This is a genomic window from Leifsonia sp. NPDC056665 (genome assembly GCF_042791795.1).
GTDB lineage: Bacteria > Actinomycetota > Actinomycetes > Actinomycetales > Microbacteriaceae > Leifsonia.
The window spans coordinates 21,878-35,910 of the sequence record NZ_JBHTXK010000032.1 but is presented as its reverse complement, the minus strand read 5'-3'; the positions used below and the strand labels follow the sequence as shown (position 1 = coordinate 35,910).

General features: G+C 71.4%; 14 protein-coding genes and 1 tRNA gene. 9 read left to right on the top strand and 6 right to left on the bottom strand.

Translation table 11 applies throughout. The features are described 5' to 3' along the window. Positions 1–96 precede the first annotated feature (96 nt). The 3 genes from ACFQ9V_RS19375 to ACFQ9V_RS19365 all read right to left on the bottom strand — a co-directional run bounded on the left by ACFQ9V_RS19375 (position 97) and on the right by ACFQ9V_RS19365 (position 3,102). Positions 97–1,632 (bottom strand): polysaccharide biosynthesis tyrosine autokinase, encoded by a 1,536-nt coding sequence (locus ACFQ9V_RS19375; RefSeq protein WP_382460749.1) that lies wholly within the window; start codon positions 1,630–1,632, stop codon positions 97–99. A 1-nt stretch (position 1,633) separates the two neighbouring features. Continuing rightward, positions 1,634–1,885, bottom strand: a complete 252-nt coding sequence (locus ACFQ9V_RS19370; protein ID WP_382460748.1) for a PqqD family protein — start codon at positions 1,883–1,885, stop codon at positions 1,634–1,636. A gap of 104 nt (positions 1,886–1,989) precedes the next feature. Further along, positions 1,990–3,102, bottom strand: coding sequence for a hypothetical protein (locus ACFQ9V_RS19365; protein WP_382460747.1), 1,113 nt, complete (start codon positions 3,100–3,102; stop codon positions 1,990–1,992). Between the two features lie 281 nt (positions 3,103–3,383). Between ACFQ9V_RS19365 and ACFQ9V_RS19360 the strand changes: the two genes are divergently transcribed. From ACFQ9V_RS19360 to ACFQ9V_RS19350, 3 genes are read left to right on the top strand one after another with little or no spacing between them, the layout of a single operon-like run. Next, positions 3,384–3,962, top strand: coding sequence for a low molecular weight phosphatase family protein (locus tag ACFQ9V_RS19360; RefSeq protein WP_382460746.1), 579 nt, complete (start codon positions 3,384–3,386; stop codon positions 3,960–3,962). Then, positions 3,959–5,035, top strand: a complete 1,077-nt coding sequence (locus ACFQ9V_RS19355) for an LCP family protein (protein WP_382460745.1) — start codon at positions 3,959–3,961, stop codon at positions 5,033–5,035. Before ACFQ9V_RS19360 ends, ACFQ9V_RS19355 begins: the two co-directional genes overlap by 4 nt. Next, positions 5,032–6,438 (top strand): sugar transferase, encoded by a 1,407-nt coding sequence (locus tag ACFQ9V_RS19350; RefSeq protein WP_382460744.1) that lies wholly within the window; start codon positions 5,032–5,034, stop codon positions 6,436–6,438. The genes ACFQ9V_RS19355 and ACFQ9V_RS19350 overlap by 4 nt, the downstream gene beginning before the upstream one ends. A 16-nt stretch (positions 6,439–6,454) precedes the next feature. Here the strand turns inward: ACFQ9V_RS19350 and ACFQ9V_RS19345 are convergent, their stop codons facing one another. The 3 genes from ACFQ9V_RS19345 to ACFQ9V_RS19335 form a co-directional block, all read right to left on the bottom strand. Continuing rightward, positions 6,455–7,369, bottom strand: a complete 915-nt coding sequence (locus ACFQ9V_RS19345) for a nucleotidyltransferase family protein (protein WP_382460743.1) — start codon at positions 7,367–7,369, stop codon at positions 6,455–6,457. Between the two features lie 457 nt (positions 7,370–7,826). After that, positions 7,827–8,390, bottom strand: coding sequence for a hypothetical protein (locus ACFQ9V_RS19340; protein WP_382460742.1), 564 nt, complete (start codon positions 8,388–8,390; stop codon positions 7,827–7,829). Beyond that, a complete protein-coding gene (locus tag ACFQ9V_RS19335) occupies positions 8,387–9,931 on the bottom strand; it encodes a PspC domain-containing protein (RefSeq protein ID WP_382460741.1) in 1,545 nt (514 codons plus the stop codon). Before ACFQ9V_RS19335 ends, ACFQ9V_RS19340 begins: the two co-directional genes overlap by 4 nt. 115 nt (positions 9,932–10,046) lie before the next feature. On the opposite strand from ACFQ9V_RS19335, the gene ACFQ9V_RS19330 reads away from it, so the two are divergent. The 6 genes from ACFQ9V_RS19330 (at position 10,047) to rplK (ending at position 13,987) form a co-directional block, all read left to right on the top strand. Then, positions 10,047–11,249 (top strand): PspC domain-containing protein, encoded by a 1,203-nt coding sequence (locus tag ACFQ9V_RS19330; RefSeq protein WP_382460740.1) that lies wholly within the window; start codon positions 10,047–10,049, stop codon positions 11,247–11,249. Between the two features lie 4 nt (positions 11,250–11,253). After that, complete coding sequence (locus tag ACFQ9V_RS19325) at positions 11,254–11,925, top strand: LuxR C-terminal-related transcriptional regulator (protein ID WP_382460739.1); 672 nt, start codon at positions 11,254–11,256, stop codon at positions 11,923–11,925. A 144-nt stretch (positions 11,926–12,069) separates the two neighbouring features. Then, positions 12,070–12,142: transfer RNA gene (locus tag ACFQ9V_RS19320), tRNA-Trp, on the top strand. A gap of 43 nt (positions 12,143–12,185) precedes the next feature. Next, positions 12,186–12,458 (top strand): preprotein translocase subunit SecE, encoded by a 273-nt coding sequence (gene secE / locus ACFQ9V_RS19315; protein WP_185278484.1) that lies wholly within the window; start codon positions 12,186–12,188, stop codon positions 12,456–12,458. A 54-nt stretch (positions 12,459–12,512) separates the two neighbouring features. After that, positions 12,513–13,433: a transcription termination/antitermination protein NusG gene (nusG, locus tag ACFQ9V_RS19310; RefSeq protein WP_382460738.1), complete on the top strand. Its 921-nt coding sequence runs from the start codon at positions 12,513–12,515 to the stop codon at positions 13,431–13,433. 122 nt (positions 13,434–13,555) lie between these two features. Further along, positions 13,556–13,987, top strand: coding sequence for a 50S ribosomal protein L11 (rplK, locus tag ACFQ9V_RS19305; RefSeq protein WP_382460737.1), 432 nt, complete (start codon positions 13,556–13,558; stop codon positions 13,985–13,987). Positions 13,988–14,033 lie beyond the last annotated feature (46 nt).

The following is a 14,033-nucleotide window of genomic DNA, read 5'->3' as shown; positions in this document are numbered from 1 at the left end:
GACAAGAGAGACCTCCGTGAACTCGAGGGAACCTAGACAGCTCCAACTCGACTCCGGAGGTCTCTCCTCTGTCAACAACGATCCGGGTCAGTACATCTAGCGCCCGGCGCGGAGCTCCTTACGGGCCGAGCGGCGCGTGGGCGCGTCGTCCTCGTTCGCCGGCTTCTCCGCGGCGCCGGCCTCGCCCGCGGCGACCGCCGGGCTCTCGTTCGACGTGTAGTAGTCGTTGCGGTAGTACCCGTAGTCGTGGGAGTCGACGCCGTTCGGCGGGATCTTGTTCAGGACGGCGCCCAGCACCTTGCCGTTGACGCGCGTGACCGAGCGGTAGGCCTTCTGGAGCTGCTCGGCGGTGACCTGCTTGGCGCCGACCGTGATCACGACGCCGTCCGCGATGGTGCCGAGGATGGCCGCGTCCGTCACCGAGAGCAGCGGGGGCGCGTCGAGGATCACCGTGGCGACGCCGGACAGCGCGCCGATCAGCTCGCGCATCGTCCGCGAGCCCAGGAGCTCGCTCGGGTTCGGCGGCACGCGGCCGGCGCCGAGCACCCGGAGGTGGCTGCTCGCGGTGGGGGCCTGAAGGGCGTCGCCGAGGGCGACCCGGCCGCTCAGCACGTCGGTGAGGCCGACCCCACCGCGCAGGTTGAACAGGGTGGACTGCATCGGACGGCGCAGGTCGCAGTCGATGATGACGACGTTCGCGTTGCCGGAGGCGATGGCGTCGGCGAGGTTCGCCGTCAGAGTCGACTTGCCCTCACCGGGGATCGAGCTGGTCACCACGATGACCTTCGGCGGGTTGTCGACGTCGATGTAGCTCAGGTTCGTGCGCAGCTCGCGCAGGGACTCGGAGATCGCGAAGAGCTGCTGGGAGTCGGCCGAGCCCTCGTGCTCGACGATGCGCTTGCGGTCGGAGAGCGCCGGGCTGGCCGGGACGGTGCCGATCACGGGGGCGTCGAGGAGGCGCTCGATCTGGTCGACCGAGCGGACCCGGCGGTCGAAGTGCTGGCGGAGCAGGGCGTACACCAGGGCCAGCGCGAAGCCCGCGAGCAGTGCGAGCACGAGCGCCGTCTGGATGTTGGGCGACGAGGGGAAGTACGGCGGCCGCGCGTTCGCGAGGGAGACGAAGGCGATCGACGGATCGCCGACCGACCCCTCCGACGTCTCCAGTGCCTTCACCTGGTCCGAGAGCGCTGTCGTCCACGCGTTGGCGAGCTTCGCGGCGCCCTCCGGGCTGCTCGCGCTCGCGGTGATCTCGATGATGGCCGTGTCCGCGGGAAGGGTCGCGGTGACCTTGCCGAGCAGATCGGACACGGAGCGGTTCGTGCCCAGGATCTCCTGCGCGCGCTTGGCCACCGCGTCCGACGTGGCCACCCGCACGTACGTCTCGGCGCGGGACTTGGCGAGGCTCTCGCCGGCGAAGGTCATCGAGAGGCTCTCGCCCGCCGCGGCCTGGGTGAGACCGGTCGACGTGGACTGGTAGACGCGGGGCTGCAGCGCGGTGAAGCCCGCGACGAGACCGATCGTCGCCAGCACGATGATCGCTTCGCCGAGCCAGTAGCGCCTGATCATCCGCACGAAGTCGCGCAGGTCTCTGCCCTTCGACTGGTTCTCCGTGGTGTCCGTCGGCGAGGTCATGTCACAGCTCCATTCCGGCGTCGGGGGCCTGTTCGTGGTCGGGTTCGGGGTGCGTGGGCTCGAGCAGCCGGAGCACCAGCAGCTCGTCGATCAGCGACCGGCAGTCGCCGCGGGCCGACTCCGGGTGGTCGGGATACATGCCGAGCACGTGCTCGACGATCGCGTCGTCCGTCGCGTGCCCGTCGAACGACTGCCAGAGCAGGCCGGAGGTGCCATTGAGGACGAACTGGCGGAAATCGGAGACGTCGGCCACCGCCCACCGCCCCGCCGTCGTCTCCACCCACACGACGGATCGGGCATGACGGTGCACCGAGGTGGAAGTTTCACCCTCGACATCACCCGGGGTGCCGGCGTGCATCACTGCCGCCACTCGAGCACCCCCGCGTCGACGAGGACGTCGATCGTGCCGCGCAGAGTCAGGTCGTCGCCGGGCGCTGCGCCGTGGACCGTCCGCAGCCGGTCGAGGAGCTCCTTCTCGGAGCGGGCCGCTCCGGCCTCCAGCCACAGCGTCTTCGCGACGCCGGCGAGCACCAGGATCTCGCTTCCGTGCGCGAGGACGAGCAGATCGGCGGTCTCCAGGGCGTCGTCGGCCCGCGTGCGGATCAGGCCGGGCGCCGTCCCGTCGTCGCGGTCGCAGCCGACGATCGAGAACGCGAGCTCCTCGGCGGACAGCCGCGGCGACGTGGGCGGCCCGGAGGCCGGGTCGAGGTCGAGCACGTCCGCGTAGCTGAGCTGTTCGATCCCGCCGACCTGCCGGATCAACTCCGCGAGAGCGCCGAGCGGGCTCGGGTGCTGCTCCAGCGCCGAGAGCTGCGGGACGAGCGCCTCCAGGCTCTCGACGACGTCGAGGCGCCGGGACCGCGGCTGCCGCGAACCACCCGCCTCCCGGTTCAGGACGATCACCCGGTCCACCGTGTGCGGGACGTCGGCGACGCGCAGCCCCAGCTCCGCGGGAGCGAGCTGCGCCTTGACGGGCCCGCCCTGCTCGACCGAGAGCGGCTTCGGGTAGGGGAGGACGCTGCCGTCCGCTCCGACGAGGGCCGTCTCGTCCGTCAGGTACCCGTGGGGGCCGGCGAGCCGGGTGATGGCGGTGGTCTTTCCCGCCCCCGACGGTCCGACCAGGAGGATCGCGCGGCCGTCGGCACGGACGGCCGCCGCCGCGTGGAACAGCAGCCCCTGTCCCGTGTTCAGGTCGATGAGCGTGCGCGTGATCAGGGTGCTGGCGTCGGCCAGACCGGCGGCGGTCGACTCCGGGGTGTCCGCGGCGGAGTCGAGGAGGAGCTCGTCGTCGGTCTCGGCCCGCGGGTCGAGCAGCAGGTGCGCCCACGCGTCCGCGAACGCTGAGGCGAGGGCGCCGGCTCCCGTGCCGGTGACCCGGATCCGGAGTGCCCGACCGAGTGCGCCGACGACGAAGCCGGACTCCGCGTCGTGCGGGCCGTGCTCGTGCGGTCCGGTCGGGTGGGCGGGCATGGGTCTCCTCGGGTGCGATCGGGTCGGGGCGGAAAGACCCAGTATCGGCGCGGGCGCGGCCGAGGAGGCGCTGCAGGCCTCCCGCTCGGCGCAGCGGCGATCGGGTGATGTTTTACCCGCGCAATCCAACGCGCGGCCGATTCTTCGGGTGAAGAACGAAGCGGGGGCGAGCGCTGTCGCCTCCCTGTCCGCGGGAACGGCGACGTCGGCGGGGTGATCATGTGCGTCTGCGTCTGCGACCGCGGCATCCCCCGCCGCGGCATCGACTGAGGGGAGTCCTGATGCCCGGGAGCGGGTTCTCCGTCCTGTTCGTGTGCACCGGCAACATCTGCCGGTCGGCGATGGCCGAACGGCTCCTCACGGCCCGGTTGCCGCCATCCACCGGTGGAGCGGGGGAGGGCGTGGTCGTCCGGAGCGCGGGAACGAGGGCGGTCGTCGGACGGTCGATCTCGTCGCAGACGCGCCCCCGCGTCCGCGCGTTCGGCGGCGACCCGGACGGTTTCGTGGCCAGCCAGCTCACCGAGACGACGATCGCCGGCTCCGACCTCGTCCTCGCGCTGACCCAGGAGCACGCGACGCGGGTCACCGCCCTCGACCCCAGCGCCTTCTCCCGGACGTTCACGCTGCTGGAGTTCGCTCGCGCCATCGAGGCCTTCGCCGGGGACGGCGACCCCGGCGATCCCCATCGGTGGCGCGCCCTCACCGACCGCGCCGTGGACGCCCGCCGCCACGGCCTCCTTCCGCCGCGCGGAGACGACGACATCGACGACCCGTACGGCCGGCCGGACGAGGCGTTCGACGCGATGGCGAGTCGGCTCGTCCCGGCGATCGACATCCTGGCCGGCCTGGAGTCCGCATGACGACGCCCGGGGGCGGCGACGACCCGCAGCCTTCAGAAGGGTCCGGGCGCCGGCAGGGGCGGCGTCGCTCCGAGCGCAGACGGCGGCGGCGCCTCTGGATCTGGGTCACCGCCGCCATCCTCGTCGTCGTGCTGCCGGTGACGCTCCTCGGCGGGTACCTGCTCTGGCTGGGGTGGTCGTTCGACGACACCGTCGAGCGCATCCCGAACGCGTTCCCGGACGAGTCGGGGCGTCCGGCCGCCGTCGCGGGGGCGGCCAACATCCTGCTCATCGGATCGGACTCCCGCAGCGGACTCCACGATCCGCTGTCGGGCGGGGCGACCGGCGAGCGCTCGGACACGCTCATGCTGGTCCACATCCCCGCCGACCGCTCCGGGATCGTCTTCGTCTCGCTGATGCGCGACCTCTGGGTCCCGATCCCGGGCCACGGCGAGAACAAGATCAACGCCGCCTACAGCTGGGGCGGCGTGCCGCTGACGGTTCAGACGGTGGAAGGACTCCTGGGGGCGCGGATCGACCACGTGGCGGTCGTGGACTTCGGAGGGTTCGGCGATCTCTCCACGGCTCTCGGCGGTGTGAAGGTCTGGTCCGACCAGGCGTTCACGTCCAAGAACATGCCCGGCTACAGCTTCCAGAAGGGCGAGAACCGGCTCGAGGGGTCGGCCGCGCTCGCCTTCGTCCGCGAGCGGTACTCGTTCCCCGATGCCGACTATCAGCGCGTGCGCAACCAGCAGGCCTTCGTCCGCGGGATGCTCCAGGGCTTCATCAGCGCTCAGACCCTGACCGATCCGGGCAGGACGGAGTCCGCGATCACGACGCTCGCCCGGTATGTGGCGGTGGACGAGGGGCTCACCGCGTCGGCCGCCGCGTCGCTCGCGCTCGGCTTCCACGGCCTGACGCCCGACGCTATCCACACCCTCACGCTTCCCACCGCGGGGACGGGGACGTCGCCGGGCGGGCAGTCGATCGTGCGCGTCGACGAGGCGCGCGTCGAGGTCCTCAGAAAGGCGCTCGCCGCCGACGACGTCATACCGACGCTGAAGCGCGGCGCGCTCGGCGATGGAAGGAAATGATGGTCCGCACCGATTCACAACGCCCGCAGACGCTGACCGGCCGGCTGCGCACCGCCCGCACGCTCGTCCTGGCGGACGCTCTGGTCGTCTGCGGCGTCCTCGCCACTGCGCACCTCGCACGCTTCGGGAGCCGCAACGACCCGTTCCAGATGGGGCCGCTCGACACCTCGTACGTGATGGTCTCGATCCTGATCGGGGTGATCTGGCTCGTCATTCTCGCGATGCTCAACGGGTACGAGTCCTGGCCGAAACGCCTCAACGGCCCGTCGTACGTGCCCCCGGTCCGCGCGACCGTCTGGCTCGTCGCCCTCCTCGCGGTCGCCTCCCTCGTCCTCCAGCTCGACCTCTCGCGGGCCTATCTCGCCTTCGCCATGCCGTTCGGCCTGCTCGGCCTGCTCGCCGTGCGCTTCGTCTGCCGGTGGTGGATCTACGCGCACCGCGTGCGCGGCCGCTACATCCGGCGTGCGCTCGTGGTCGGCACACCGGAAAGGGTGGCGGAGCTCGCCGCCGTCTTCGCGGAGCGAGCGGCGCGGGTCGCGGTCGACGTCGTCGCGACGACCGGCATCGAGAACGCGCGCGGCCCGTATCTGCGCGAGCTCGTCGAGCGGCATCGTGTCGACATCATCGTCCTGACCGAGGAGCGCGACGGCGCCAACGTCCGCCAGCTTCTCTGGGACGTGGAGGGCGCGGGCGCCGTGGTCTGGCTCTCCGTCGACGTGCCGGAGCTCGCCGCGCCGCGCGCCGAGTACTTCCCGATCGACCGCCTCCCCATCGTCGAGGTCGCGCCGGCCGATCGCTCGATCACGCGGCGGCGGGCCAAGCGCGTGTTCGACATCGTGCTGAGCTCCGTCGCGCTGACGCTGCTCCTTCCGGTCATCGTCGTCTGCGTCATCGTGATCCGGCTCGACAGCCCTGGGCCGGCCTTCTTCCGGCAGTCGCGGGTCGGCCGCGACGGCAACGCCTTCGGCATCGTGAAGCTGCGCACCATGCGGGTGAACGCGGAGGAGGAGGTCGCGGACCTGCAGCACAGGAACGAGGGCGCGGGGCCGCTGTTCAAGATCAAGGACGATCCGCGGGTCACCCGCGTCGGCAGGTTCCTGCGCCGCACGTCGATCGACGAGCTGCCGCAGCTCTGGAACGTCCTCAAGGGCGAGATGAGCCTCGTCGGGCCGCGGCCCGGGTTGCCGTCCGAGGTGGCGGAGTACGACAGGGACAGCCACCGCAGGCACATCGTCAAGCCGGGGATGACCGGGCTCTGGCAGGTGAGCGGGCGCTCCGACCTGTCCTGGGAGCAGGGCGTGCGGCTCGACCTCTTCTACGTGGAGAACTGGTCGGTGGCGGGGGACCTCCAGATCCTCTTCCAGACGGTCGGCGTGGTGCTGCGCCCGAACGGGGCGTACTGACACCCGCCGAGCGGCGTCAGGGGCGCCGCCGGCCGCTCGCACGCAGCACTGCGAGGGCCTTCGGGAGGGCCCGCACGCCGCGGCCCCAGCGGCGGAGGTAACGGCCGGCGAGCTGGACGGGACCGAGCGTCGTCGCGGTGGTCTCCTTGACGAGCGCGGAGGTCGGCGGGAAGAGCGCGAGGCGGAGCTTGGCGAGGCGCTCGCGCGGCGACGCCTGCTTCCACAGCAGGGCCCGCCGCTGGGAGGCCTCGGGGAACTCCGTGCGCAGCCGCCACTCGGCGGAGGCCTCGCCCCAGTCGTACTCCGCGTCGAAGGGTTTCAGCCGCTCCAGGAACGGTCGAGCCGTGGCAAGGGCGCCGAGCTCGTCCGCGCGTTCGAGCAGGAGCGTGACGTCCAGCTCGGAGCAGCGTCCGACGAGGAAGTCGAGCTCGACGCGGTGCCGCCGGGAGAAGCGCGACCGGATCGCGTGGACGGCGCCGATCATGATCGCGTCGACGAGTCCCGGGATGCAGATCGGCTGGTTGCCGCACCACATGGTCGTGCGCTGCGCCCAGATCGGCCCGAAGACCTCGCCGTCGAACTCCAGTCCCGGGTAGCGGAAGTGCACGTCGATGTCGGCGGCCCACTCCGGGTGGAACATGCTCGCGCTGTGGACGGGGAAGGTGTCCGTGTCCGGGTCGTGCGCCCGCCGGCGCCAGCCGCGCTTCTCCAGCTCCGCGAGGAGGGTGCCGTAGTCGTCGTGGGTCACGAGCACGTCGACATCACTGCTGAGGTGGGCGGGGCGGAGTCCGTACTGGTCTGCGGCGATCCCTTTGATGACGAGCAGCCGGACGCCGATCGTGGCGGCCAGCCGGGAGACGGCGGCGGTGAGCAGCAGCGTCGGGTCGGGGACCGCCGGAGGGACGGACGGGACGCTGGCCGGTTTCACCATGCTTTTCACTCCAGGTCTGCCGATCGGCGATCGTTGGGGGAGGCCGTCGTGGCCGGCCGCGTCCCGTGTCGCCCGGGAATCCGCGGCGGCCGCGCGCGAGGGCCTGACCGCCCGCGGATGTTCACCACCCATAGTCACCGGACTCGGTGAGCCGCCGGCGGTCGCGGACCGTGGATCGGGGCGTGCCCGCTTCCGTGGGATTCGCGGATTTCCGGTGCGAGAGGTGAGCGCTCAGGTGATCCTGAGGGGCCGCTGCCGCGGGATTCCGGGGACGGCCGGGATCGGGGCCTCCCGCATCCGTCTTACTGGAGTTCTGCGGTCGCCGCTTCCGGTACGGGTACCCGGAGCCGCGCCGCCAGTGGGTGGCCCAGCGTCCTGCGTCCCATTGCGTGACGACGTCCACCCCGGGTGCCGGCCGGCTTATTCGGGTTGAGCGGCCGGCACCTTTCTTCGTGAGTCAGACCCGGCGGCGTCGGCGGTTGCGCTGGGCGGCGCTGATCGCACCGAGCAGCGCCGAGACGACGATGACGATCCCGAGGGCGGCGATCCACACGGCGACGGCGCCGCCGGGGGAGAGCGTCGCGAGCCACACGGTGACGCCGGCGAGGCGCACGGGCGAGGAGACGACCACCAGGACGGTGGCGGCGAGCAGGATGATCAGGATGCCCCAGACGATCCCGCCCCAGCGCACGGGCGGCGGCCCGGAGGGCACCGGGCGCACAGGGAACGCGTAGGCCGTATCGGAGAGCCAGGGCTCGGCGGGGGCGGCGGGCGGCGCTGCAGGCGTCGTCGTGGGCATGGTCGCCGTGTCGGAGGTCGCGGAGGAGGCCTGCGGCTCCGCTGCCGGGATCACGAGCGTGTCGGCCGTCTCCGCCGTGTCGGACGTGGTGGGGATCACCATGGTCTCGGCCTCGTCGGTCCCGGAGGCGGCCGCCTCCGGTGTCAGTGCGGGCGTCTGCGTGTTCACATCGTCGGTCGGCTGGTCGGCGTTCGTGGGCATCTCGTTCTCGCTCTCGTTCACTTCTGGACTCGCTCGACGTGGACCGCGTCGATCTGCGCGACGCGGACGATGGCCTCCGGGGTCCCGGCCGGTCCGACCACGATGTCCGTGGAGCAGCCGCCGAACGGCCCGGGGTCGCAACGGTGCACCTGGTCGCCGCCCGAGGGGTCCGTCACCGTCACGGAGGAGACGGTCGCCGCCTCCACGCGGATCGTGGCGTCCACGGGCACGATCACCGTGGTCGGCCCTGGGCCTTTGGCGAGGTTCACCACCGGCGTGCCGGGGGCCGTCACGGCCTTCGTGAGGTCGATCGTCGTGTCACCGACGGCCTGGAGGTAGTTCGCGCTCCCTGCCGGGGTCGCGGAGAGGGTGTTCCCCGCGGTGACGCTCGCGTCCAGACGGACCGCAGGGGACGTCGGCAGCAGCGCGGCCAGCACGGTGAGCGCCGCGAGCAGGATGCCGAGGAAGATCAGGAAGCCGCTGCGGCGGCGGGCGATCCCCGCGATCAGGATCGTGATCCCGAAGACCAGGGTCGCCGCGGCGAGGGAGGCCGTCAGGGCGTAACCGGGCAGCCCGGTGAGCGGTCCCCAGAGCGCCCCCGCGAGAGAGCCGGCGACGAGCGCCAGCCCCACCGCCAGCCAGCCGATCGCAGCGCCGACCCGCGGGTTCGACGCACGGTAGGCCACGCGCCGGGCCTCGGCGTCCGCGTTCGCGGCGGCCGCCTGCGCCCGGAGCTGGGCCGAGCGCTGCGCCTTCACCGTGCGCATGTCCTCGGAGAGCCGCTGCTTCCACTCGTCGTGCTCGGCCTTCCACTGCGCCTGGCGGGCGCGCCAGTCGGTGACCTCCTGCTCGCCCGCGCCGGCGCCGGGCGCGGGAGGCGCTGTCGGCTCTGCGGCGGTGGCGACGGTGGGCGTCGCGGGGGCGGCGACGTTCGTCGCGGCGGCGGCGGCTGCTGCGGTCGGCGCAGCACCGGGCGCAGGCGCCTGCTCGGCCGTCGCCGCGCGTCCCGCACTCCCGGTCCACGTCCGGCGGTCGGCCTGGCGCCCGGCGAAGACGATCAGCGTCGTGGCAGCCGCGAGGACGATCAGCGTCCAGACGATCCGCCCGACCGCGTCCCCCCAGCCCGGGTCGCGACCGAACCACCACACCCCGTCCGACCACGGGAGGAGCGAGAGCACGACGAGCACCCCGATCGCGACCATCGGCGGCTCGAACTCGCCCTCGAAGAGCCGTTGCAGGTGGATGCGGCCGTCCGCGTCCGGCAGCAGCGCCCAGGCGAGGGCGTAGAACAGGATGGCGGGCGCGCCGAGCAGCGCGGCCACGACCAGGATGCCGCGGATGATGAGGGGATCGATCCCGATGCGGTACGCGATGCCCGCGCAGACGCCGCCGATCCAGCCGTCCGTGCGCGTGACTCCGAGGCTGCGCATCCAGTCGAAGAAGCGGGTGCCGCGGCCGGAGAGACCGGTCTGCGGTCCGCCGTACGGGGCCTGCGTGCCGCCGGCGGAGGAGCCGCCCGCGGGGCCGTCCGACGGGGGAGGGGTCGTGCTGTCGTTCACCATGACTCGATCGTGGCGCGCGGCGGCGCCCGGTCGCTATCGGGGTACACCCTGACCGCACCCTGATTCCTGCCGCTCGCGCTGTGCGGGAGGGACCGGTTCTGCTTGGATTCCAGGTATGGCCTCCACTCCCGCGACCCGAGGGCGCACCCCGCGCCCTCCGCTCGCGCGCCCGCGCGACTGCCTCGTCGGCGGGGTGAGCGTCGCTCTGGCCGACCACCTCGGCTGGCCGCTCGTCGCCGTGCGCTGGATCTTCGTCGGCACGGCCCTGATCGGCGGCGCCGGCGTGCTGTTCTACCTGTGGCTCTGGGCGCTGACGCCGCTGCGCGCGGCGACCCCGGACGATCCGGACGAGCGGGTCACCCGCCGGGTGAACGTGCCGTTGGTGCTCGCGGGGGTCGGCGCCGCCGCGGGGGTCGCCGCCATCGTGATGGTCGCCGCCGATGCGCAGGGCTCCGCGTTCGGCGCCGTGCTGACGTCGGTCCTGCTGGTGGTCGCGGCCGTCATCTGGGATCAGCTCGTGGACGACCAGAGCCTCGCACCGTCTCCGCTCGCGCCCGCGACGTTCCGCCTCGCCGCCGGCGGGTTCCTCGTCGCGCTGGCCCTCGTGCTCAGCGGGATGCAGGCCGGGCGCTCGTCGGGGTACCTCTGGCTCGCCATCATCGGCGCCACCTTCGCGGGCGCGGCCGTGCTGGTCGCGCCGTGGGCGCTGCGGCTCTGGCGCGAGCTGATCGCCGAGCGGACGGCGCGCGTCCGCGAGGAGCAGCGCGCCGAGATGGCCGCGCATCTCCACGACTCCGTGCTGCAGACGCTCGCCCTCATCCAGAACCGGGCGGGAGCCTCCAGCGAGGTCGGCAGGATCGCGCGTGCCCAGGAGCGCGAGTTGCGCGACTGGCTCTACGCGGAGGGCGCGGACGGCGTGGCGCCGGAGGACTCGGACCTCGCGACGGAGCTCCGCGAGGTGGCGGCGGCGCTGGAGGTCGACCACGCCGTCCACTTCGACGTCGTGAGCGTGGGCGAGCCCGTGCTCCGCGCGCCCGCCGAGCTGGCGGCCGCCGCGCGCGAGGCGATGCTCAACGCGGCCAGACATGCAGGCGGCGACGTCTCCGTGTACGTGGAGTCCGGCGCGGGGACGGCCGACGTGTTCGTCCGCGACCGCGGCCCCGGCTTCGACATCGCCGCGCTGCCGGAGGGCCGGCTGGGCGTGCGCGAGTCGATCGTCGGCCGGATGCGCCGGGCGGGAGGCCACGCCACCGTGACGTCGCGGGAGAGCGGCACCGAGATCCACCTGACCGTCGAGCTGCCCGCCGAGCGAGAATGAGATCATGACCGACGAGATAGCAGCGGGCGCGATCACGGTCGTGATCGTCGACGACCACTCGATCTTCCGCTCGGGCCTGCGCTCCGACCTGGACGACCGCCTCCACGTCGTGGCCGAGGCGCAGGACGTCGACGGCGCGGTGGAGGCCATCCAACGTACGCACCCGGACGTCGTGCTGCTCGACGTGCACCTGCCTGGCGGCGCGGGCGGCGGCGGAGCGGAGGTGCTCCGTCGCACCGCGGCAGAGCACCAGCGCACGCGCTTCCTCGCGCTCAGCGTCTCGGACGCGGCGGAGGACGTCGTGGGCGTCATCCGCGGCGGGGCCCGCGGCTACCTCACCAAGGGCAGCTCCGGGCTGCAGGTCAGCGACGCGGTCGTGGCCGTCGCGGGCGGTGACGCCGTCTTCTCGCCGAAGCTCGCGGGCTTCGTGCTCGACGCGTTCGGCGCGGCGGCGGGCGAGCAGGCCGAGACCACGGACGAACTCGACCGGCTCTCGGCACGCGAACGGGAGGTCATGCGGTTAATCGCGCGGGGCTACGCTTACAAGGAGGTCGCGGCCGAGCTCTTCATCTCGGTCAAGACCGTCGAGACGCACGTCTCTGCCGTGCTGCGCAAGCTCCAGCTCTCCTCGCGTCACGAGCTCACCGCGTGGGCGCTCGAGCGCAAGCTGCTCTGAGCGCGGCGCGCATTGTCAAGCGGCGGCGGCGTTTTTGCGAGGGGCTGTGGCGTCCCGTACACTTGGTGGCGGTGGTTGAATCCGCCAAGCTTTTCTGCGCCTATTTTCGCGAATGCCAGGAGGGTTACTGGGTTCACGATCCCTAGGGCGGTAGCTCAATTGGCAGAGCAGCGGTCTCCAAAACCGCAGGTTGCAGGTTCGATTCCTGTCCGCCCTGCAAACCGGCATCCCGGATGCCGGTCCACGAAAGGTGTAACGAGGTGGCCCGAAAGGTAATCGACGAACCGAGCGAGGAAGTCGTCGCCAACGCCAAGAAGGAGCGCGCCGCGAGGCGCAACCCCTTCGCGCGGATCGCCCTGTTCATCCGGCAGGTCATCGGCGAGCTCAAGAAGGTCGTCACGCCGACGCGCAAGGAGCTCCTGAGCTACACCGGCGTCGTGCTCGTCTTCGTGGTGATCATGATGGCGATCGTGTCCCTGCTCGACTGGGTGTTCGGTCTCGGAGTGGTGTGGGTCTTCGGAAATCCGAAGTAATCCGCTCATCCCGACCGGCCGCACGGCCATACCGACAGAAATGGAATGAATTCAGTGTCTGAGACGAACCGCGACGACGTCGACTGGGCGACCGCTGCCGAGCAGTCCTCCGAAGACGACGAGGCGCAGACGGGCAATGTCCTGGAGCGCGACGAGGAGTCGTCCGACCCCGCCGAGCACGAGGCGCTGCACATCGTGGCCGAGGACGGCACCGAGATCGACCTGGACGCTGTCCTCGACGCGATGGCCGAGGCCGTCGACCCCGAGGCCGACCGTGCCGTCGACGAGGCCCTCGAGGTCGACTCCTCCGAGGAGGCCGAAGCGGCCCAGGAGGCCGTCGAGGACGAGGACGAGGCCGCCAGCGACCCGTACGAGGAGTTCCGCGCCGAGCTGCGCGCCAAGTTCGGCAAGTGGTACGTCATCCACTCGTACGCCGGCTTCGAGCGCCGCGTGAAGTCCAACATCGAGAACCGCATGGTCTCCATGAACATGGAGGACTTCATCTTCGAGGTCCAGGTCCCGATGGAGGACGTGGTCGAGATCAAGAACGGCCAGCGCAAGATGGTCAACCGCGTGCGCATCCCCGGCTACGTGCTGGTGCGCATGGACCTCAACGAGGACAGCTGGTCCGTCGTCCGCCATACCCCCGGTGTCACCGGCTTCGTCGGCAACGCCCACAACCCGACCCCGCTGCGGTTCGAAGAGGCCTTCTCGATGCTCAAGAGCCTCGTGCAGATCGAGCAGGCTCCGGCCAAGGGCGGTGCGAAGGGTCAGAAGACCACCGCGCGCGTCATCCCGGCCGAGGTCGACTTCGAGATCGGCGAGACCATCACCATCAAGGAGGGCTCGTTCGCGGGTCTGCCTGGTTCGATCAGCGAGATCAAGCCGGAGAGCGGCAAGCTCACCGTGCTCGTGTCGCTCTTCGAGCGCGAGACCCCGGTCGAGCTCAGCTTCGACCAGGTCACGAAGCTCTGACGGGAATCATTCAGGGCATCCCCCAGTTTTCACCAATCACCGGGTCTCGGAAGGGCCGAGAAACCGGGAGAGCGACGCGGGTCTGAGACCCGCGTGCTCGAATACACAAAGAAGGAAGAGACATGGCACCGAAGAAGAAGGTCACCGGTCTGATCAAGCTTCAGATCAAGGCCGGCGCCGCCAACCCGGCCCCGCCGATCGGCCCGGCCCTGGGACAGCACGGCGTGAACATCATGGAGTTCTGCAAGGCGTACAACGCGGCGACCGAGGCCCAGCGCGGCAACGTCATCCCCGTCGAGATCACCGTCTACGAGGACCGTTCGTTCACGTTCGTCCTGAAGACCCCGCCGGCCGCCGAGCTGATCAAGAAGGCCGCAGGCGTCCCCAAGGGCTCCGGCGTGCCGCACACCACCAAGGTCGGCAAGCTGACCCAGGCGCAGGTGCGCGAGATCGCCGAGCAGAAGATGGTCGACCTCAACGCCAACGACCTCGACGCCGCGTCGAAGATCATCGCAGGCACCGCCCGTTCGATGGGCATCACGGTCGAGGCGTAAGCCCGACCTCCCCGTCACCCCAGACATCACCGTGGCAGAGCCGGCC

Bases quoted from the DNA above. Each gene is read 5' to 3' on its own strand.
- rplK (WP_382460737.1), top strand. From the start codon at position 13,556: ATGGCACCGAAGAAGAAGGTCACCGGTCTGATCAAGCTTCAGATCAAG.
- ACFQ9V_RS19360 (WP_382460746.1), top strand. From the start codon at position 3,384: ATGCCCGGGAGCGGGTTCTCCGTCCTGTTCGTGTGCACCGGCAACATC.
- ACFQ9V_RS19365 (WP_382460747.1), bottom strand. From the start codon at position 3,102: ATGCCCGCCCACCCGACCGGACCGCACGAGCACGGCCCGCACGACGCG.
- ACFQ9V_RS19350 (WP_382460744.1), top strand. From the start codon at position 5,032: ATGATGGTCCGCACCGATTCACAACGCCCGCAGACGCTGACCGGCCGG.
- ACFQ9V_RS19330 (WP_382460740.1), top strand. From the start codon at position 10,047: ATGGCCTCCACTCCCGCGACCCGAGGGCGCACCCCGCGCCCTCCGCTC.
- ACFQ9V_RS19335 (WP_382460741.1), bottom strand. From the start codon at position 9,931: ATGGTGAACGACAGCACGACCCCTCCCCCGTCGGACGGCCCCGCGGGC.
- ACFQ9V_RS19355 (WP_382460745.1), top strand. From the start codon at position 3,959: ATGACGACGCCCGGGGGCGGCGACGACCCGCAGCCTTCAGAAGGGTCC.
- ACFQ9V_RS19375 (WP_382460749.1), bottom strand. From the start codon at position 1,632: ATGACCTCGCCGACGGACACCACGGAGAACCAGTCGAAGGGCAGAGAC.
- ACFQ9V_RS19325 (WP_382460739.1), top strand. From the start codon at position 11,254: ATGACCGACGAGATAGCAGCGGGCGCGATCACGGTCGTGATCGTCGAC.
- ACFQ9V_RS19345 (WP_382460743.1), bottom strand. From the start codon at position 7,369: ATGGTGAAACCGGCCAGCGTCCCGTCCGTCCCTCCGGCGGTCCCCGAC.